This is a genomic window from Allobosea sp. GW822-FHT03F07, from assembly GCF_058801345.1.
The window spans coordinates 388,351-408,204 of record NZ_JBXAND010000003.1 but is presented as its reverse complement, the minus strand read 5'-3'; the positions used below and the strand labels follow the sequence as shown (position 1 = coordinate 408,204).

Genomic DNA, 19,854 nt, shown 5'->3' with positions numbered 1-19,854 from the left:
GCCGCATCATGCTCGCCCTGATCGGCCGACGGGCCCTCATCGCCTTGCCGACGCTGTTCCTGGTGTCGCTGTTCGTGTTCGCCCTGCAGCGCGCGCTGCCGGGCGATCCGTTCCTCGTCATCGCCGGCGAGGAGCGCGATCCCGAGGTGATCGCCCGCTTACGCGAGATCTACCGCATGGACGACCCCATCGTGGTGCAGTTCTTCGCCTGGCTCGGCCAGGTGGTGCAGGGCGATTTCGGCCGCTCGTTGCGCACGGGCGAGCCGGTGCTCGCTCTGATCCTGCAGAAACTCCCGGTGACGCTGCAGCTCGCCATCGCCTCGATCATTGTCGCCATCAGCATCGGCATCCCCGCCGGCATTATCGCCGCACGGCGCAAGGACACCGTGATCGACTATTCCGCGAGCGCATTGGCGCTGTCGGGCCTGTCGATCCCGAATTTCTGGCTCGGGATCATGCTAATTCTTGTGATCTCGGTCGAATTGAGATGGCTGCCGGCTTCCGGCTACGAGCCCTTCTTCAGCGACCCGAAGGGGGCGATCGAGCGGCTTATCATGCCGGCCTTCGTGCTGGGTTCGGGGCTTGCCGCCTTCCTGATGCGCCATACCCGCTCGGCCATGCTGGAGGTCCTGCGCTCGGACTATGTCCGCACCGCCCGCGCCAAGGGGCTCGACGAGGATGCGGTCGTCAATCGTCACGCGCTGCGCAACGCGCTGGTGCCGATCATCACGCTGTCGACGATTCTGTTCGGTGAGCTGCTCGGCGGCGCTGTGCTGACCGAGCAGATCTTCACGATCCCCGGCTTCGGCAAGCTGATCGTCGATGCCGTCTTCAACCGCGACTACGGCGTGGTGCAGGGCGTCGTGCTGTGCACTGCCATCGGCTTCATCCTGATGAACCTGCTGGCGGACGTGCTCTACATCCTCGTCAATCCGCGGCTGAGGGCGCAGTGATGGCGGCGACCGGAACCGAAGCCCTGACCGGGCTGGCCGAGCCGCGCTTCCGCCCGCGCCCCAGCGTGCTGGCGCGCCTGGCCCGCAACCGCTCGGCGCTGATCGGCGGCACGATCGTGCTCGCCTTCGTGCTGATGGCGGTGCTCGCGCCGATCCTGCCGCTGGCCGACCCGATCAAGTCGAACTTCCTTGCCATCCGCAAGCCGCCCTCCGAACTCTACTGGTTCGGCACGGACGAACTCGGGCGCGACCAGGTCTCGCGGCTGTTCTTCGGCGCGCAGGCCTCGCTGCTGGCGGGCATCATGTCGGTGCTGATCGCGCTCGCCATCGGCGTGCCGTTCGGGCTGCTCGCCGGCTGGTATGGCGGCTGGATCGATGCCGCGATCTCGCGCGTGACCGAGGCGATGCTGGCCTGCCCCTTCCTGATCCTGGCGATCGCGTTTGCAGCCGTGCTCGGCCCGTCGCTGACCAATGCGATGATCGCGATCGGGCTTTCGGCGGTGCCGATCTTCGTGCGGCTGGTGCGCGCCCAGGTCATGAGCGTCAAGGCCGAGGATTTCGTCGAGGGTGCGCGAGCGGTCGGCGCGCGCGATCTCAGGATCGTGCTCCGCCACATCCTGCCCAACATCCTGTCGCCGATCGTGGTGCAATCCACCCTGTTCATGGCGCAGGCCATCATTCTGGAAGCTTCGCTGTCCTTCCTCGGGCTCGGCCAGCAGCCGCCTGCTCCCTCATGGGGCCAGATGCTGAACGTCGCCAAGAACTTCATGGACCAGGCGCCCTGGATGTCGGTCGCACCCGGTGTCTGCATCTTCCTCGCCGTGCTGGGCTTCAACCTGCTCGGCGACGGGCTGCGCGACGTCCTCGATCCGAAGGAAGGTTGAGTTGCTCCCATCGCGCGCCGGTCATTCCGGACACAGCGCGACGAAGATGAGGAATCCGTCGTAAAGATCGATGGCCTCCGATGCATTCCGGGCCGGCGCTCCTCCACGGCTTGCCCGGATTGACGACCGTTCTCGTTTCCAGCTTTGCCGGCCCAAGGAATACCGCTTCATGTTCACGACCCGCCCGGAAATCCTCGGCACCTTCGGTGTCTGCACTTCGACGCATTGGCTCGCCACGGCGACAGGGATGGCCATGCTGGAGAAGGGCGGCAATGCCTTCGACGCCTGCGCTGCGGCAGCCTTCGTGCTGCAGGTTGTCGAGCCGCATCTCGTCGGCCCCGGCGGTGAGATGCCGGCCGTGTTCTATTCGGCCGAAACGAAGAAGGTCGAGGTCATCTGCGGACAGGGCAACGCGCCGCAGGCGGCGACGATCGGGGCGTTCAAGGCGCTCGGCCTCGATCTCGTGCCGGGCTCCGGCCTGCTCGCGGCCGTCGTGCCCGGCGCCTTCGGGGCCTGGATGACCCTGCTGCGCGACCATGGCCGCCTGCCGCTGCGCGAAATCCTCGAACCCGCGATCGGCTATTTCGAGAACGGCCATCCGATGCTGCCGCGCGTCTCGGACACGATCGCCGGGCTGACCGACCTCTTCACCAAGGAGTGGCCGACCTCCGGCGCGGTCTATCTCCCGGACGGGCAGGTTCCCAAGGCCAAGGCCCTGTTCCGGAACCAGGCCGCTGCCGACACCTACAAGCGAATCCTGAACGAGGCCGAGTCCGCCGGCGGCAGCCGCGAGAAGCAGATCCAGGCGGCCTACGACGCCTGGTACAAGGGCTTCGTCGCCGAGGCGATCGACACATTCTGCCGCACGACGGAAGTGATCGATTCCTCCGGCCGCCGTCACAAGGGCCTGCTCACCGCCGACGACATGGCGCGCTGGCAACCGACCTATGAGACGCCGGCGAGCGTGACCTATCACGGCTGGGAGGTCTTCAAGATCGGCCCCTGGGGTCAGGGCCCGGTGTTCCTGCAGACGCTGAAGATCCTCGAAGGCATCGACATCGCCGGCATGGGCCCCGACAGCGCCGCCTTCGTGCATCATGTCGCGGAAGCGATGAAGCTCGCCTTCGCCGATCGCGAGGCCTATTACGGCGATCCGGATTTCGTGAAGGTGCCGCTGGCGACGCTGCTCTCCGAGGATTATGCGCGCGGGCGCCGCAGCCTGATCGGCGACAAGGCCTCGCACGAATTGCGGCCCGGTATCATCCCCGGCTTCGAGGACCAGGTCGCGCGCGCCATGGCCGGCGTCCGCTATGCCGGCCATGCGGGCAAGAGCGACGCGACGGTCGGCGAGCCGACCACGGCCTCCATGGTCGCGGCCGGCCGGCGCGGCGACACCGTGCATATCGACGTCATCGACAAATGGGGCAACATGATCGCGGCGACGCCGTCGGGCGGCTGGTTCCAGTCCTCGCCGGTAATCCCGGCGCTCGGCTTCCCGCTGAACGCGCGGGCGCAGGCCTTCTTCCTTGAGGAAGGACTGCCCTCCTCGCTCGCTCCGTTCAAGCGCCCACGCACGACGCTGACGCCCTCGCTCGCCTTCGAGAACGGCGAGCCGCGCCTCGTCTTCGGCACGCCCGGTGGCGACCAACAGGAGCAATGGCAGCTCGGGCTGTTCCTGCGCCGCGTCCACCACGGCCTGAACCTGCAGGAGGCGATCGACCTGCCGCTGTTCCACACCCAGCATTTCCCCTCGACCTTCTATCCGCGCGAGGCCAATCCCGGGCATCTCGCCGTTGAGGAGAGCATCGGGGAGGCCGTGCTGGCCGATCTCGTCGCACGCGGCCACAAGCTCGAGCGCGCCCCGGCCTGGACGATCGGGCGCCTGACGGCAGCAGAGACAGGCGCCGACGGCCTCTTGCGCGCCGCCGCGACGCCGCGTCTGATGCAGGCCTATGCCGCCGGCCGCTGAGGATTGATCGCATGAGGAATCCGACCAGATGACTTGGTCCATCGTCGCCCGCGACGCCGCCACCGGCGCCTATGGCGTCGCCGTCTCGACCTGCGCCTTCGCGGTGGGCTCGCGCGTGCCCTATGGCGGCGGGCGCATCGGCGCGATCGCGACGCAGGCCTTCGTCAATCCGCTCTACGGCGTCGATGGTTTGCGCCTGCTTCAGGAAGGCCGCTCGGCCGTCGAGATCGTGGCGACGCTGATTGCGGCGGATGAAGGCCGGGCACACCGGCAGCTCCATGTCATCGACCGCGAGGGGCGGATCGCGGCCCATACCGGCGCGGCCTGCATCGAGTGGGCGGGGGCGGTCGATGGGCCGCAGGTCTCCGTCGCCGGCAATATGCTCGCCGGCCCGGAGGTGATCCAGCAGACGCTGAAGGCTTATATCGCGGCCTCCGCACTCGATTTCGACGAGCGGCTGCTGGTGGCGCTCGAAGCCGGCGAGAAGGCCGGCGGCGACAAGCGCGGCCGGCAATCCGCCGCGATCCGGATCTGGTCAGGCGAGCCGGTGCCGAGCTTCGACATCCGCGTCGACGACCATGCCGATCCGCTGGCGGAACTGCGCCGGCTCTGGCGCGTCGCGCATCAGCGCTATGTCCCGTTCCAGCAGGCCTCGCCATCGCGGGGCCGACCGGCAGGGATCACTGACCGGGAGGAACTGGACCGGCTTTGCAGCGACTATGCGGCCGCCTGGAACGCGCGCCACCCGGAGGTGTAACCAAACCAACGCGGCAACGCGGGAGGAAGCCATGGCCGAAAGCGATAATGACGTGCTGCTGCGCCGGATCGCGGCACTCGAAGCCAGGCTTGCCGCGCTGACGCAGATGATCTCCGCGAGCGGCGGCTCGCTCACCATCACCGCGCCTGCGGGGCTTAGCATTTCCTGCGGCGGGGCGATGTCGATCCAGACCGGCACCGCGTTGTCCATCGCATCGGGCACCAATGTCGCCGTCACCGCCGGAAGCCGGATCAAGCTGGCGGGCGGGCAGGAGATCGCGCTCGCCAGCCGTCAGTGCAATCTCTCGGCGACGGTTTCGATGACGCTGGACAGCGACAAGGCGCTCGCGATCGAAGCCGGCAGGGACATGACGGTCAAGGTCGCCAAGACGCTGACCGTGGAGGCCGCCGATGCCATGAAGCTGGACAGCGGTGACGCCGAGCTGACGCTGAAGAAGGACGGCACGGTCCTGCTGACGGGCCGCGACGTCACGATCGACGCGTCCGGCCGGCTGACCGCGAAATCGAGCCGCGACCTCGTGCTCAAGGGCTCGAAGATCAGCCAGAATTGAGGTTCACCTCGTTCCGGAGGACCCTTCGTTTTTGATTGAAACGCGGGTCATCCCGGACGAAGCGAAGCGGAGATCCGGAATCCATGCCGGAGCGCTGATCGGCGCCGCTCCGGCATGGGGCCCGGGTCAAGCCCGGGACGACACCGTGTTTCCGAGAACAATCAACGCGTTCCAGGCGCTGCCTCGCCGGGCTCAGCCGAGCTTGCCGCGCGCCGCGACCGGCAGTTCCCCGATCAGCTTGTCGCCGCGCACCGTCACCAGGCGGTCGACCATGTTGACGACGACGCAGACATGGTTGGGCACCACGCGGACGATCTCGCCGACGCCCGGCCTATCGTTGCTGGCGGACAGATCGAGGAATCCGTGCTCCTCGGCGAACCTCGCGATTTTCGCCGCCGGATATTCGAGGATGTAACCGTGGCCTTCGAGCCCGCCTGAATCGCTCGTCAGCGTCTTCGAGCCGGAATCGAGGATGCCGCGCTCGGGCCCCGCTCGGCTGACGACCGTGGCGTAGACGGTCAGCGCGCAATCGTCGAGCGTCGCCACGCCGGCCGCAACCTGCATGCGATCGTTGAAGATCGAGGTACCGGCGCGGTGCTCGGTGGCTCCCTTCAGCTTGCCGATGTTCGGGATGTTCGGGGAACCGCCGGTCGAGACGATGCCGGCTTCGAGCCCGGCGTCGCGCAGGCCCGCATTGGCCGTATCGAGGAAGGTCTGCGTGCGAGCCCAGCCATCCTCGGGCGGATACATCAGGAAGCCCGCGAACGTGAGCCCCTTCGAGGCCGCGATCAGCTTCGCCAGTTCGACGGCCTCGGCGGGCGTCTCGACGCCGGCGCGCTGGCGGCCGGTGTCGCATTCGACCACGACCTCCAGATCGCGCCCGGCGATCTCGGCCGCGTCGGGAAGGCCGGCGATGGTGACGGGGTTGTCGGCGGCCACGATCATCCTGACGCGGCGCTGGAGATGGCCGAGCCGGCCGAGCTTCTGCTCGCCGAGGATGTTGTAGCTGATCAGAATGTCGTCGATGCCGCCATCGGCCATCACCTCGGCCTCGCCGAGCTTCTGGCAGGTGATGCCGCGCGCGCCGGCCTCGATCTGGAGGCGGGCGAGTTCGGGCGACTTATGCGTCTTGATATGCGGGCGGTTGGCGACGCCGGCTGCATCGCAGACCGCCTGAAGGCGGGCGATGTTGGCCTCGACCTTGTCGAGATCGATGACGACGGCCGGCGTGCCGTAGATGCGGGCAATCTCTTCTTTCAACGCATCATGTGTAGCAGTCACGGCAGCACCTTGATGATCGCTTCGATCTCGACCGGCATGTTACCCGGCAGCGAGCCCATGCCGACGGCCGAACGGGCATGGCGGCCGTTCTCGCCGAGCACCGCGACGAGCAGGTCCGAGCAGCCATTGATGACCTTGGGCTGGTCGCCAAATTCAGGCACGCCGTTGACCATGCCGAGCAGCTTGATGACCTCGACCTTGTCGAGCGAGCCCGCCGCCTCCTTCATCGCCGCCAACAGACCGAGGCCGGTGTTCTTCGCGAACTCATAGGCCTGTTCGGTGGTGAACTCCTTGCCGACCTTGCCGTTCGGGATCGAGCCATCGGGATTGCGCGGCCCCTGCCCCGATAGGAAGACGAGATCGCCCGCCTTCTTGAAGCGGACATAGTTCGCCATCGGCGCGGCGAGCGTGGGCAGGGTCAGGCCCAGATCCTTGAGTTTCTGTTCGGCGCTCATCGCGATTCCTCCATTCGTCAGGCTTGCTTGGTTCAGGTTGGCTTGGTTTCGGTGCTGCTGGCGCCGAGGCCGAGATCACGCTCCATATAGCGGGCGGCATCGTCATAGCTCGCGAGCTTCGCGGCAAGGGCGGGGTCATGCAGTTCGTGAAAGCCCTGGCGTCGCCAGAAGCCGGACGAGCCGTCGATGGCGACCAGCGACAGGCGTGACAATCGCTCCCGCGCCGCGATCTCCGCCAATCCGGCGACGACCATGCCTCCCGCCCCGCTGCCTCGCGCCGCCGGCAGCAATGCGAGATCGTGGATGTAGAAGGAGCCCGGTTGCGCCGGCAGCCCACCCAGCAGGCTGTTCAGGGCCGGCGGAGCGGCACGATGCCAGGGATGGCCCACGACATAACCGCGCAGGCCGTCATCTCCCGGGAGCACGAGGCAACCGGCCGGGAACAGGCGCAGCCGCTCGGCGAAGACGGCTTCATCCTCCGGATAGTCCGGATGCACCACCGCCGCGGCCGCCAGCACGGCCGGCAGGTCGGCGGCGGTCATGGGACGCCAACTGGCCTTCAGCATCACGGCTCCCGGCATAGGCTGGCGGCTCGTCAAGGTGCTCGCGTCATCCCGGACGTAGCGAAGCGGAGCTCCGGGATCCATCATGGAGCTCGGGAGCCCTCCGATGGATCCCGGAGCTGCGCCGCTGCGCGGCTTGGCCGGGATGACGACGGTGTTTCAGAACCCATGCTCTCGCCGGATCAGGCCGCGACCTTCTTGAACTTGTTCGTCCGCTTCGGATGCCACCAGGCGCCCTTGAGCACGACGCCTTCGGAGACGATCTTCTTGTCGCCGGTCATGTGCTCGCCGGTGACGTCGGCATAGTCGAACTTGCCTTCCTTCACCGTCAAGATGGTGGCGTCGCCGAGCGAGCCGACCTTGAGCGAGCCGTATTCCGGGCGCTTCAGCGCCATCGCCGCGTTCACGGTCGAGGCCGCGATGACATTGTTCAGGCTCATGCCCATCAGCAGGAACTTCGACATCGTCGTGACCTGGTCATAGGCCGGGCCGTCGATGCAGAGCTTGTGGACGTCCGACGAGATCACATCGGGCTCGAAGCCATTGGCGAGCATGGCGCGCGTCGTCTTGAACGAGAACGAGCCCTTGCCATGGCCGATGTCGAAGATGACGCCGCGCTTGCGGGCGGCCTGGACCTCGGGCTTCACCGTGCCCTGCGCCGTGCAGGGCGCGTTCGGGAAGGGGCGGAAGGCGTGGGTGAGGACATCGCCCGGCCGCAGCATGTTCACCACCTCCTCATAGGACGGCGGCGGATGGTCGATATGGCACATCAGCGGCATGCCGACCTCGTTGGCGACCTGCAGCGCGATGTTGAGCGGCACGGTGCCGGAGTTGCCGGAGGCGTGCAAGCCGACGCGGACCTTGATGCCGACGATCAGGTCGCGGTTCTTGTCCGCGACCTCGACGGCGTCGATCGGGTTCATCATCCGCAGGTCGCCACTCTCGCCGACCATGACGCGGTGGTCGAAGCCGTAGATGCCGGCGTGGCTGACATGGAGATAGGCGAGGATGCGGGCCTGGCTCTTCTCGATGACGTGCTTGCGGAAGCCCGGCCAGTTGCCGGGGCCGGCCGAGCCGGTATCGACCGAGGTGGTCACGCCGGACGCCCGGCAGAACTCGTCGGCATCGATCCCGAGCGAGGTGCCGCCCCAGTAGACATGGGTGTGCAGATCGATCAGGCCGGGCGTGACGATGTAGCCGGAAACGTCGCGGATCTCCTTGGCGCCCTTCAGATCCTTGCCGAAGCCGGAGACCTTGCCGTCGGTGAAGGCGACGTCGAGCACGCCGTCATGGTTCTGCGAAGGGTCAATGACCCGGCCGCCCTTGAGGATGAGATCGTGGGTCATGTCGTACTTCCTTGGTAGCCAATCAGACAGGTGAGACAGCGCCCTTGCGCTCGACGATCAGGCCATAGGCCTGCGGCTCGCGGTGCCTGGCGAAGTTGAAGGTCGAGGCCTTGTAGCTCTTGCCGAGGTCCATGTCGCAGCGGGCGACCACCAGCTCGTCGCCCTCGGTCACGGCCTGCGCCACGACCTCGCCGGTCGGGGCGATGATGCAGGAGCCGCCGATCTGGTCGACGCCGGCCTCGGGGCCCGCCTTGGCGACGCCGACGACCCAGGTGGCGTTCTGATAGGCGCCGGCCTGCATCACGAGTTGGTTGTGGAAATTGCCGAGCCGGTCATGGTCGGGCGCCGGCGGGTTATGCTTGGGCGTATTGTAGCCGAGCACGATCAATTCGACATCCTGGAGGCCCATCGAGCGGTAGCTCTCGGGCCAGCGCCGGTCGTTGCAGATCATCATGCCGATATTGGCGTCCATCGTGCGCCAGACCGGCCAGCCGAGATTGCCGGTCTCGAAATAGCGCTTCTCCAGATTCTGGAACGGCGCCTCGGGACGATGCTCGGGATGACCCGGCAGATGGATCTTGCGGTACTTGCCGACGATAGAGCCGGACTTGTCGACGAGGATCGCGGTGTTAAAGCGGCGCTTGCGGCCATCCTCGTTGGCGAGTTCGCAGTAGCCGAGATGGAAGCCGACGCCGAGGCGCTTGCTCTCCTCGAACAGCGGCGCGGTCTCGTTGCCCGGCATCACGCTCTCGAAATGGCTGTCGATCTCGTCCTCGTCGTCGATCCACCAATGCGGGAAAAAAGCGGTCAGCGCGGCTTCCGGATAGACGACGAGATCGGCGCCATGGCTCTTGGCCTGGCGCATCAGTTCGATCATGCGGGCGACGGCGGACGCCCTGCTCTCGTCGCGCTGGATCGGGCCGAGCTGTGCAGCGGCAACGGTCAGAATTCGGCTCATGGTGTCAGTGCTTTCGCCCCATCGCTCTGGCCGAGCGGGAATACGGAAATGATGGCATCACGGCCGCGCATATTGCACCGGCCCGGGCGTGGCGGTAGCCTCCTGCCGCTGCCCGCCCATGCGGCTCGCACCCGCCGTATGGCGCTCGTGCGGCGGGGGGGAAAGCCATGACCACGTTCAACGTCGTCCGCTTCCGCATCAAGCCCGACCGGGAAGAAGCGTTTCTCGCGGCCCATCGCGACGGCAAGGCGCGATGGCCCGGACTGGTCGCCGGACATATCATCAAGACGGGCGAACGATCCTATTGCCTGATCGGCGAGTGGGCCGACGCCGCGGCTATCAAGGGCGCACGCGTCCAGATGATCGCTACGCTCGACAGCTTCCGCGACACGCTGGAGGATCTGGGCGGCGGTCTCGGCGTCACCGATGCCGTGTCCGGCGAGAAGGTGGTCGACCTCCTCGCCTGAACGGGCATTACACGGCCCGGTCACAGGCTCTTGGCCAGCCGCGGATCGAGGGAATCGCGCAGGCCGTCGCCGAGCAGGTTCACCGCGAGCACGGTGATCGAGAGGAAGATCGCCGGGAACAGGATGATGTGCGGCTTGACCTGCCAGAGCGCGCGGCCCTCCGCCATGATGTTCCCCCAGGACGGCGTCGCCGGCGGAATACCGGCGCCGATGAAGGACAGGATCGCCTCGATGATCATGGCGCTGGCGCAGATATAGGTCGCCTGCACGCTCATCGGTGCGAAGGTGTTGGGCAGGATGTGGCGCAGGATGATGCGCGGCGTGCGGGCGCCGTTAGCGATAGCCGCCTCGACATAGGGCTGCTCGCGCAGCGACAGCACGACGCCGCGCACGAGGCGGGCGACACGCGGAATCTCCGCGACGGTGATCGCGATGATGACGTTCTGAATCGAGCCGCGCGTCAGCGCCATCAAGGCGATGGCGAGCAGGATCGGCGGGATCGACATCATGCCGTCGATGATGCGCATGACGATGCCGTCGGCCCAGCGCACGAAACCGGCGAAGAGCCCGATGGAGAGGCCGATCACCGAGGACAGGATCGCGACGCTGAAGCCGACGACCAGGGAGACCCGCGCGCCGTAGACCACGCGGGAGTAGATGTCGCGGCCGAGCATGTCGGTGCCGAACCAGTACAGTTCGGAGGGCACTCGGGTGCGCCGGGAGGTGGCGATGGCGGTCGGGTCGACCGTCCAGAGCAGCGGCGCAAGGATGCCGATCAGCGCCATCAGCGCGAGCAGCGAACCGCCGATCAGCACGGAGGGATGGCGGCGCAGATAGCGCCGGAAGCGGAACCAGCGGCCCGGCAGCGGCGCGACGCCGGGCTCGGGCAACGTGGCCAGGGCGGAGGGCGCCGGGAGGGAGCTTTGCATCGTCAATAGCGTATCCTCGGATCGACGAGGGTGTAGGTCAGGTCGATGAGCAGGTTCACCAGCACGTAGACGAGGCTGAACATCAGCACGACGCCCTGGATCACCGGATAGTCGCGCCGCAGGATGGCATCGACGGTGAGCCGGCCAAGGCCGGGAATCGCGAAGACGCTCTCGGTGACGACCGCGCCGCCGATCAGGAGCGCGATGCCGATGCCGATGATCGTGACGATCGGCACGGCGGCGTTCTTGAGCGCATGGAGGAAGAGCACCTCGCGCTGGCCGACGCCCTTGGCCTGCGCCGTGCGGACATAGTCCTGCTGCAGCACTTCGAGCATCGTCGCCCGAGTGATGCGTGCGATCAGCGCGATATAGACCAGCCCCAGCGTCACCGCCGGCAGGATCAGGTTCTTGAACCAGGGCCAGAACCCCTGCGACAGCGGCGTGTAGCCCTGCACCGGCACCCAGTCGAGCTGGAGCGCGAAGACATAGGCCAGCAGGTAGCCGACGACGAAGACCGGCACCGAGAAGCCGAACACGGCGAAGGCCATGGCGCCGCGATCGATCCAGCTTCCGGCCTTCCAGGCGGCGATGACGCCCATCGGCACCGCGATGGTCACGGCGAAGATTAGCGTCAGCACCATCAAGGACAGGGTCGGCTCGATGCGCTGCGCGATGAGCTGCGTCACCGGCAGCGAGGTGAAGATCGAGGTGCCGAGATCGCCCTGCAACACGCGGAAGGACCATTCGGCGAAGCGCACGAGATAGGGCCTGTCGAGACCCAGGCTGGCGCGGATGCGCTCGACGTCCGCAGGCGAGGCCTGGTCGCCGGCGATGACCGCGGCCGGGTCGCCCGGCGCGATATAGAGAAGCGAGAAGACGAACAAGGCCACGAATGCCATCACTGGGATGGTCGTGATGATCCGTCTGACGATGAAGGCTAACATTGCGGCTTTCCAGCCCTTTTTCGTTCGATCCGGTGTCTGGCTGCGCCGGGCCCGTCGTCGGCCCGGCGAGGTGAAAGAGCGGGATCGCAGCACGTGACGCGCGCGACCCCGGGATTGTCATGGGGGCGACAACGCGCCCCCATTCCGAGATGTCAGGCCTTCGACACGCCCCAGAGGACCGGGAAAGGCCCACTGCTGACGCCCGTGAGGTTCTTCCGCCAGGCCTGGTAGCCGAGATAGAAGCCGGTCGGGCAATAGACGACGTTTGCGACCGCCGCCGTGTTGAGCCGCCCCATGACCGCTTTTTCCTCGGCGACGTCCTTGGCGTTGAACCAGTTCGCCACCTCGGTCTCGACCGCCGGCACGTCGGGCCAGCCGAACCAGGCCTTCTCGCCGTTGGCGCGCACGGCCGTATAGGAGGCGGGGTTCACGCAGTCGGCGCCGGCATGCCAGGTGTGGAACATGTTCCAGCCGCCCTGGCCGGGCGGGGTCTTCTGGGCGCGGCGGGCGCCGGTGGTGCCCCAGTCGGTCGCGACGAAATCGACCTTCAGGCCGATGCTCTTCAGCAGTTCGGCCGTGACGTCGCCCATCGACTTGGTAGCGGCCATGTCCTGCGCCACGACGCAGACCACGGGCTCGTCCTTGTAGCCCGACTCCGCCAGCAGCTTCTTGGCGGCGGCGAGGTTCTTCGCCTTCATCATCTCGCCGCCGACTTCCGTATAGAGCGGCGTGCCCGGCGTGAAGAATCCGCCCATCTCCTTCCAGAGCTTGTCGTCGTCGCCGACGATCGAGCGCATGTAGTCTTCCTGGTTCAGCGCCGTCATGACGGCCTGGCGAACCTTCAGATTGTTGAAGGGCGGGTGCAGGTGGTTCATGCGGAAGGCGCCGATATTGCCGAGCGGATCGCCGATATCGACGTTGATGTTGGCGTTCTTCTTGAGGATCGGCACGAGATCGGAGAGCGCGGTCTCCCACCAGTCGACTTCGCCGTTCTGGAGCGCGGCGGCAGCCGTCGCGGCATCGGGCATGATGACCCATTCGATGCGGTCGAACATCATCTTCTTGCCACCCGAGAGCCAGGAGGCGGGCTCGTCGCGCGGGACGTAGTCGGCGAACTTCTCGAACACCGCCTTGGCGCCCGGCACCCATTCGTTGCGCACGAACTTCATCGGGCCGGAGCCGATATATTCGGTGATCTGGGTGAAAGGATCGGTCTTGGCGATGCGCTCGGGCATGATGAACGTGCACGGCGAGTTGTTCTTGCCGAGCGCGAACAGCATCTTGGGATAGGGCTGCTTCAGCGACCATTTGAACGTCGTGTCGTCGACGGCGACGAGTTCGTTCTCGATTGCCTTGATCATCAGGCCCATCGGGTCGCGGGCCTGCCAGCGCTTGAGGCTCTGGACCACGTCCTTGGAGGTCACCGGCGCGCCGTCATGGAACTTGAGGCCGGGACGCAGCTTGAAGGTCCAGACCAGACCGTCGGCGGAAACCTCTTCGCTGCCGACCATCTGACGCTTCGGCTGGAAGTTCGAATCGATGCCGTAGAGCGTGTCCCAAACCAGAAGGGCCGCGTTGCGGACGACGTATTGCGTGCCCCAGATCGGGTCGAAATTGGCAAGGTTGGCCTGGGGCACGAAGCGCAGGGTCTTGGCCGCGGCCCCTTGCGCCAGGGCCGGCATGGCCAGACCGCCGGCCGCAGCAAGTGCGCCCGTTCCCGCGGCGGTCTTCAGAAATGTTCTGCGGTCCATCAATCTCTCCCCTGAAACGGTAACCTCTTGCGGGCGACCCTGGCGCGAGTTTGGGCAGAAAAATCTGCCGTGACAACTCGTCTGACGGGCTGCCCGAAGGCGCCGAGCCGCCTGCACGCATCGTGCCAAACGGAACCGGTTGAAAGTTTGCCGCTCGATTGGGGCTGCTGGGCCGGATTGGGGTGCAGAAAAAATTCGCGGGGTTGGAGAAGCGCGATTGGGTGGCAGCGCCGACGCCTACTCAATCAGCAGGCGTCGGCACGAGCGATCGTCAGAGCGTGCCGACCGGTGCATCGATCCGGGCGAAGGGCCTCGCCGCCTCGAAGGCCGACGCAGCGCGCAGCACCAGGGCGTCGCGGCCGAAGGCGCCAACGACCTGAAGGCCCGCCGGGAGGCCCGCGCTCGTCAGCCCGCAGGGCAGCGAGATCGCCGGAGCCTGCGTGATGTTGAACGGGTAGGTGAAGGGCGTCCAGCGCGTCCAGTCATCGCCATAGCCACCATGGGCCGGCGTGTTGGCGCCGACGGCAAAGGCCGGTAGCGGCAAGGTCGGCGTCAGCAGCAGATCGAAACGTGCATGAAATTGCGCCATCTTGTGCGCGAGCGCATTGCGCCGGTTCAGCAGCGCATCGACATAGGCGGCACCCGTGACGCGCTCGCCCTGTTCGGCCACGGCGACAAGGCCCGGATCCATGCGCGCCCGCTCGGCCGGGCCGGCATTGCGCAATGCGAGGGCGGCGCCTGCCGACCAGATCGCCATCAGCGTCTCGATCGGGTCCTCGAAGCTAGGGTCGACCTCCTCGACGCTCGCGCCGAGTTCGCGGAAGGCCATCGCGGCCGATTCGGTCAGCGCCGCGATCTCGGGATCGACCGGCACATTCCCGCCGAGCTTCGGCGACCAAGCGACGCGCAAGCCCTTCACGCCGCCCTTGAGCCCGTCGACATAGTCGGGCGGGCGCGTGATCATCGCGGTCATGTCGCGGTTGTCGGGCTGGCCGATCGCGTTCATGGCGAGCGCCGTGTCGGCGACGGTGCGGGTCAGCGGGCCGAGATGGGCGAGGAAGCCCATGGTCGAGACCGGCCAGGCCGGGACGCGGCCATAGGTCGGCTTCAGCCCGACGACGCCGGTGAAGGCGGCGGGGATGCGGACCGAACCGGCGCCATCGGTGCCGATATGGATGCAGCCGAGATTGAGCGCCGCGCAGGAGGCAGCGCCCGCCGAGGAGCCGCCGGGGCCGGTGGCGATGTCCCAAGGATTGCGGGTTATCCCCGAGAGCGGGGAATCGCCGACACCCTTCCAGCCATATTCCGGCATGGTGGTCTTGCCTAGGAAGACCGTGCCCGCCTCGCGCAGCCGGGCCGTCGCCGGCGCGTCTTCCGGGAACGGCGCATCCGACGCCACGGCCGAGCCCCGGCGCATCGGCCAGCCGGCGATGCCGATATTGTCCTTGATGGTGACGGGCACCCCGTCGAGGGGACCGAGCGGTTCGCCCTTCAGCCAGCGCGCCTGCGACTCCTCCGCCATGGCGAGGGTGATCTCGGCATCGCGGACCACGAAGGCGTTGATCTGCGGCTCGAAACGCTCGATCCGCTCGAGCACGTCCTGCGCGACCTCCACCGGCGAGAGCTCGCGGCTGGCGAAGAGAGGGCCGAGTTCGGCGGCCGAAAGCGATGCGATTGTCGTCATGGGTCAATCCTGTCTGCGTCGTCCGGGAACGCCTCGCCGTCATTGCGAGCGCAGCGAAGCAATCCAGGGGCCGTCGAGCGAACCTTCCTGGATTGCTTCGCTGCGCTCGCAATGACGATCCGACCTAGGCATTCGCGACGCGCCAGGCCGCGCTCAGCAGGACATTCGCACCCGCCGCCATGTCCTCGTCGGTGCTGAATTCGGCCGGGTTGTGCGAGAGACCGCCGATCGAGGGGATGAAGACCATCGCGGTCGGGCAGAGCCGCGACATCATCTGCGCGTCATGCCCTGCGCCGGAGATCATGCGGCGGATCGGCAGCCCGAGTTCGGCGGCGCTCTGCTCGACGCCCACGATCAGTTCCTCCGCGAAGGGCGTCGCCGGGAAACGGGCGAGATCGCGGAAGGCGATCTCGATGCCGTCGCGGGCCGAAAGCTCGGCGCAGAAGGTCCGGATCGCGGCCTCTGCCTCGGCCAGCGGCGCGTCCAGCGGGTTGCGCAGGTCCAGCGTCATTATGACCGTCTCTGGAACGACATTGACGTTGGCCGGCTGCACGCGGATGACGCCGCAATTGGCGAGCTGGCCCGGTATCGTCTTCGTCAGTTCGTTGGCGAAGATGTTGATGCGCGCAGCCGCCAGCCCCGGATCCTTGCGATAGAGCATCGGCGTCGTGCCGGCATGGCTCGGCCGACCCTTGAGCGTCAGCTCAAGCCAGCAGATGCCCTGGATGCCGGTGACGGCCCCAAGCCCGCCGCCTTCGCTCTCCAGCACCGGCCCCTGCTCGATATGCATTTCGAGATAGGCATGCGCGGGCAGGAAGCCCGGCTGTTCGGGCCCTTCATAGCCGATGCGCTTCAATTCCGTGCCGAGCACCGCGCCGTCGGCGTCCAGCTCGGCATGGGCCGCCGCGACGCTCATCCCGCCGGCCCAGACATAGGAGCCGAGCATGTCGGGGTGGAAGCGTGCGCCCTCCTCGTTGGTGAAGGCGATCACGGCCATGTCGCGCTTCGGCGTCAGTCCGGCGTCGCGCAGCGTCGCCAGCACCTCGACGCCGGCGACGACGCCGAGCGCGCCATCGAAGCGGCCGCCGGTGCCGACGGTGTCGATATGGGAGCCCATGATGACAGCGGGCCCATCCTCCCGGCCCTTGAGGATGCCCACGATGTTGCCGATCGCGTCGATCTTCACCTCGAGGCCGAGCGCATTCATCTCGCCGACCAGCCAGTCACGGCCCTGCCTGTCCTCATCGCTCAGGGCGAGACGGCGGCAGCCGCCTTCCGGCGTCGCGCCGATGGCGGAGAGTGCCGTGAGCCGCGACACCAGCCTGGCGCCGTCGATCCTCAGATTGCTGCTCATCCGTCATCTCCATGGCAAGGCTCGTCAGGGCCGGCGCGCACGCATTATGCAGGCCGCCGGCCCCGTCAGACATCCCTCCATAGTCGGGCCGCCCTGCGCCTGTCGATGCCTGCACGGTCAACGGGCGACCAGCTTCGGCGTTTAGCGAACCGGTTGGTTCATGCTAAAATTGCACGAATGAAAATCTACGGACCGGCAGCGACGGGCGCCCAGCGACCCGGAGTTCGAACAGCGGAGGGCGCCATGACCGACGCGGACATCGAACTGGTCAGGGAGAGCTTCGCGCATCTCCATCGGCGCAAGGGCGAGACCGCCCAGCTCTTCTATGCACGGCTGTTCGAGATCGATCCCGAGGTCAGGCCGCTGTTCAAGGGCGACGTCGCTGCCCAGGGCGTCAAGCTGATGGAGACGCTGACGGTCGCCATCGCGACGCTGCGCGATCCCGGCGGCCTCACCGCCTTGCTGAACAAGCTCGGCCGGGGGCATCGCGGCTACGGCGTCGAGGAGCGGCATTACGACAGTGTCGGCGCCGCCCTGATCTGGACGCTGCAGACATCGCTGGGGCCCGCCTTCACGCCTGAGGTCGAACGTGCCTGGACATCGCTCTATGGCGAAATCGCCGGCACGATGATCGCGGCGGGCCGCAGCGCCTGAGCGGGGGCCCGCCGCGCTTTCTCAGAACTCCTCCCAGCCGGTGTCGTCATGTCCATTGGCGACCTTTTTGGCGGGGGTGCGGGGCAAGGGCGCCTTGGCTTGAACGAAGGCAGCCTCCGCGATCTGGCGCAGGCGGGCGGGCTCGGTCGCCGGCGGCGCGGCGCGGACCGGAGCCGGTGCCGGGGCATGCGCCGGTGCGGGTGGACGGTAGGCCAGAACGGTGCCGCCCGCGTCATGCCCGGTGCGGAAGGTCGCGACGAGATCGTTGAGCTGGCCGATGCGCCCGGTGAGCGAGCCGGCCGAGGCGGCGCTCTGCTCGGCGAGCGCGGCATTGGCCTGCGTCATCTCGTCGAGATGGGCGACGGCCTGGCTCATCTCGTCGATGCCGCTGGCCTGCTCGCCCGAGGCCGCCGAGATCTCGGCGATGGTCGCCGCGACCTTCTGCGAGGCGCTGAGGATCTGGCTCAGCTGCTCGCCGGCCTGGCGGACGAGCTTCACCCCCTCGCCGACCTCGCTGTTCGAGGAGGAGATCAGCGCTGAGATGTCCTTGGCCGCCTCGCTCGAACGCTGGGCGAGGGTGCGCACCTCCGAGGCGACGACGGCGAAGCCCTTGCCGGCGTCGCCGGCGCGCGCCGCCTCGACCGCGGCGTTGAGCGCCAGCAGGTTGGTCTGGAAGGCGATGTCGTCGATGACGCGGATGATGTCGGAGATCTTGGTCGAGGCGGTCTCGATCCGCGCCATGGCGTCGACCGCCTGGCCGGCGATGGCGCCGCCCGACTGCGCCGCCTGCATCGCCTCGTCGGCGACGGAGGCCGCCTGGCGCGAGGCCTGGGCGGTGGCCTTCACGGAAGCCGCGAGCTGTTCGGTCGTGGCGGCGGTCTCCTCGAGCGAAGAGGCCTGCTCCTCGGTGCGCTTCGACAGGTCGTCGGCGCCCATGTTGATCTCGCGGGCCGCCAGCCCGACATCCGCCGTCGTCGTCTGGATCGTCTTCACCGTCGACGACAGGCGATCCACTGTCGCGTTGAAATCGTCGCGCAGCTTGGCGTAGTCGGCCGGCAGATCGATATCGATCCGGTGGGTCAGGTTGCCGTGCGACAGCTCCGCCAGACCAGCCGCGAGCGCGCTGACGACCTTCTCCAACTCCTGCGCCTGCTGGAGCCGCTGCTGGGCAGAGAGCTGGCGCTGCTCCTCGGTCGAGCGGCGCGTTTCATCCATCAGGCTGGCCTGGGACGCCGCCTCGACTTCGAGCCGCTCCTTCTCGATCGCGGCGTTGCGCAGCACGTTGACGGCTCCCGCCATGTCGGCGAATTCGCCGCTGCGGAAGGTCGGGACGACGGAAGCGAGATCGCCGGCGGCCAGGCGCTCCATCGCCCCCTTGAGGCTGGCGAGAGGCTTCATCATCCGGCGCACGAGCAGGAAGAGCGCCACGCCGGCGACGACGGCAATCACCAGACCAGCGATGACGTTGCGGGTGATCATCTCGCTGATGACCGCCAGGAAATCCTGCTGCTTGATGCCAACATAAAGGACGCCGATGACGCTGTTGTCGGATTTCTGGATGATCGGCTCGTAGATCGTGAAATAGGGCGTGCCGAGAATGTCGGCGGCGCCGGAATAGGTGGCGCGCTGCTTGAAGACGGCGTCATAGGCCGCGCCGGGCGCGAGCTTCGTGCCGATGGCGCGTGAACCGTCGGGTTTTTGCACGTTGGTCGCGACCCGTACGTCGCCCATGAAGACCGTCGCCGTGCTGCCCGCCAGCGTCTTGACCTTGTCTACCGCAGCGAAATTGCCGTTCACCAGTTCGTTACCGAAGAACAGCTTGTCGCCCTCGAGCCTGGGCTCGCCCTTCGTCGCGAGCAGATCGCGCAGCAGGTTGATGTTGACCGAGAGGCTGGCCTGGGCTCGCTCCCGCATCGCCTTTTCGGCGGCCTGCAGAGAGACCAGAACGGATGCGGCGACCGCGATGCCGACGAAAAAGACACCAACCATGGCGAGGCGGGTGGCGATCGGGAGGCGAATGGTCAACAGTTTCTTCATGGGGACCCATTCCGGAAGGGGCGCCCGTGCAGTCATCGAGGTCTCTTACAAGACCTTCGAAGATGTACAACCGACGCCCGGGTTTTGTGATTTATAGGTAGGCAGCGCTCCTCAAAGAGGCGCGAATATAGGCACCGACAAGTCTGATCTGTTCGTGCCTCGTCGCCGAAATTCGTGATCGAACGGCTGCGACAGCCACTCAGACTCAGATTAGACTTAATCAAAGGCGTGAAGAATGATTTAACCTTGGGGAGCCTTGCTCGGGCCGTCTGCCGGCATTCCCGATATACCCGGCGG

18 protein-coding genes are annotated in these 19,854 nt (G+C 66.9%); 7 read left to right on the top strand and 11 right to left on the bottom strand.

The window, feature by feature from the left end; genetic code table 11:
* Window positions 1-8 precede the first annotated feature (8 nt).
* From AC1RMY_RS13305 to AC1RMY_RS13285, 5 genes are all read left to right on the top strand, one after another.
* Window positions 9-953 carry an ABC transporter permease gene (locus AC1RMY_RS13305; protein ID WP_492865122.1) on the top strand — a complete coding sequence of 315 codons (945 nt, stop codon included), beginning with the start codon at window positions 9-11 and terminating at the stop codon, window positions 951-953.
* The gene (locus AC1RMY_RS13300) at window positions 953-1,837 is read left to right on the top strand and encodes an ABC transporter permease (RefSeq protein ID WP_492865120.1); all 885 of its coding nucleotides are present in this window, start codon (window positions 953-955) and stop codon (window positions 1,835-1,837) included. Before AC1RMY_RS13305 ends, AC1RMY_RS13300 begins: the two co-directional genes overlap by 1 nt.
* A gap of 169 nt (window positions 1,838-2,006) precedes the next feature.
* The gene (locus AC1RMY_RS13295) at window positions 2,007-3,806 is read left to right on the top strand and encodes a gamma-glutamyltransferase family protein (RefSeq protein ID WP_492865118.1); all 1,800 of its coding nucleotides are present in this window, start codon (window positions 2,007-2,009) and stop codon (window positions 3,804-3,806) included.
* Window positions 3,807-3,834: 28 nt separating this feature from the next.
* Window positions 3,835-4,563 (top strand): DUF1028 domain-containing protein, encoded by a 729-nt coding sequence (locus tag AC1RMY_RS13290; RefSeq protein ID WP_492865116.1) that lies wholly within the window; start codon window positions 3,835-3,837, stop codon window positions 4,561-4,563.
* A 31-nt stretch (window positions 4,564-4,594) separates the two neighbouring features.
* A complete protein-coding gene (locus AC1RMY_RS13285; protein WP_492865114.1) occupies window positions 4,595-5,134 on the top strand; it encodes a hypothetical protein in 540 nt (179 codons plus the stop codon).
* A gap of 192 nt (window positions 5,135-5,326) precedes the next feature.
* Here AC1RMY_RS13285 and AC1RMY_RS13280 read toward each other — a convergent pair whose 3' ends face one another.
* From AC1RMY_RS13280 to AC1RMY_RS13260, 5 genes are all read right to left on the bottom strand, one after another.
* Window positions 5,327-6,415 carry an alanine racemase gene (locus AC1RMY_RS13280; RefSeq protein WP_492865112.1) on the bottom strand — a complete coding sequence of 363 codons (1,089 nt, stop codon included), beginning with the start codon at window positions 6,413-6,415 and terminating at the stop codon, window positions 5,327-5,329.
* A complete protein-coding gene (locus AC1RMY_RS13275; RefSeq protein WP_492865110.1) occupies window positions 6,412-6,870 on the bottom strand; it encodes a RidA family protein in 459 nt (152 codons plus the stop codon). The genes AC1RMY_RS13280 and AC1RMY_RS13275 overlap by 4 nt, the downstream gene beginning before the upstream one ends.
* A gap of 32 nt (window positions 6,871-6,902) precedes the next feature.
* On the bottom strand, window positions 6,903-7,436 hold the full coding sequence (locus tag AC1RMY_RS13270) for a GNAT family N-acetyltransferase (protein ID WP_492865108.1): 534 nt from the start codon (window positions 7,434-7,436) through the stop codon (window positions 6,903-6,905).
* Window positions 7,437-7,615: 179 nt separating this feature from the next.
* On the bottom strand, window positions 7,616-8,779 hold the full coding sequence (locus tag AC1RMY_RS13265; protein WP_492865106.1) for an amidohydrolase/deacetylase family metallohydrolase: 1,164 nt from the start codon (window positions 8,777-8,779) through the stop codon (window positions 7,616-7,618).
* Between the two features lie 22 nt (window positions 8,780-8,801).
* Entirely contained in the window at window positions 8,802-9,737 is a 936-nt protein-coding gene (locus AC1RMY_RS13260; protein WP_492865104.1) for an N-carbamoyl-D-amino-acid hydrolase, read from the bottom strand.
* Between the two features lie 167 nt (window positions 9,738-9,904).
* Here AC1RMY_RS13260 and AC1RMY_RS13255 point away from each other — a divergent pair, with 167 nt between their 5' ends.
* Window positions 9,905-10,204: an antibiotic biosynthesis monooxygenase family protein gene (locus tag AC1RMY_RS13255; RefSeq protein WP_492865102.1), complete on the top strand. Its 300-nt coding sequence runs from the start codon at window positions 9,905-9,907 to the stop codon at window positions 10,202-10,204.
* A 20-nt stretch (window positions 10,205-10,224) separates the two neighbouring features.
* On the opposite strand, the gene AC1RMY_RS13250 is transcribed toward AC1RMY_RS13255, so the two are convergent.
* The 5 genes from AC1RMY_RS13250 to AC1RMY_RS13230 form a co-directional block, all read right to left on the bottom strand.
* On the bottom strand, window positions 10,225-11,133 hold the full coding sequence (locus tag AC1RMY_RS13250) for an ABC transporter permease (RefSeq protein WP_492865100.1): 909 nt from the start codon (window positions 11,131-11,133) through the stop codon (window positions 10,225-10,227).
* Between the two features lie 2 nt (window positions 11,134-11,135).
* Window positions 11,136-12,077 (bottom strand): ABC transporter permease, encoded by a 942-nt coding sequence (locus AC1RMY_RS13245; RefSeq protein WP_158485966.1) that lies wholly within the window; start codon window positions 12,075-12,077, stop codon window positions 11,136-11,138.
* A gap of 152 nt (window positions 12,078-12,229) precedes the next feature.
* The gene (locus tag AC1RMY_RS13240) at window positions 12,230-13,828 is read right to left on the bottom strand and encodes an ABC transporter substrate-binding protein (RefSeq protein ID WP_492865098.1); all 1,599 of its coding nucleotides are present in this window, start codon (window positions 13,826-13,828) and stop codon (window positions 12,230-12,232) included.
* Between the two features lie 271 nt (window positions 13,829-14,099).
* A complete protein-coding gene (locus AC1RMY_RS13235) occupies window positions 14,100-15,512 on the bottom strand; it encodes an amidase (RefSeq protein WP_492865096.1) in 1,413 nt (470 codons plus the stop codon).
* Between the two features lie 124 nt (window positions 15,513-15,636).
* Window positions 15,637-16,866 (bottom strand): M20 family metallo-hydrolase, encoded by a 1,230-nt coding sequence (locus AC1RMY_RS13230; protein WP_492865094.1) that lies wholly within the window; start codon window positions 16,864-16,866, stop codon window positions 15,637-15,639.
* 243 nt (window positions 16,867-17,109) lie between these two features.
* On the opposite strand from AC1RMY_RS13230, the gene AC1RMY_RS13225 reads away from it, so the two are divergent.
* Window positions 17,110-17,520, top strand: a complete 411-nt coding sequence (locus AC1RMY_RS13225) for a globin family protein (protein ID WP_492865092.1) — start codon at window positions 17,110-17,112, stop codon at window positions 17,518-17,520.
* Between the two features lie 21 nt (window positions 17,521-17,541).
* Here AC1RMY_RS13225 and AC1RMY_RS13220 read toward each other — a convergent pair whose 3' ends face one another.
* Window positions 17,542-19,557: a methyl-accepting chemotaxis protein gene (locus tag AC1RMY_RS13220; RefSeq protein ID WP_492865090.1), complete on the bottom strand. Its 2,016-nt coding sequence runs from the start codon at window positions 19,555-19,557 to the stop codon at window positions 17,542-17,544.
* Window positions 19,558-19,854 lie beyond the last annotated feature (297 nt).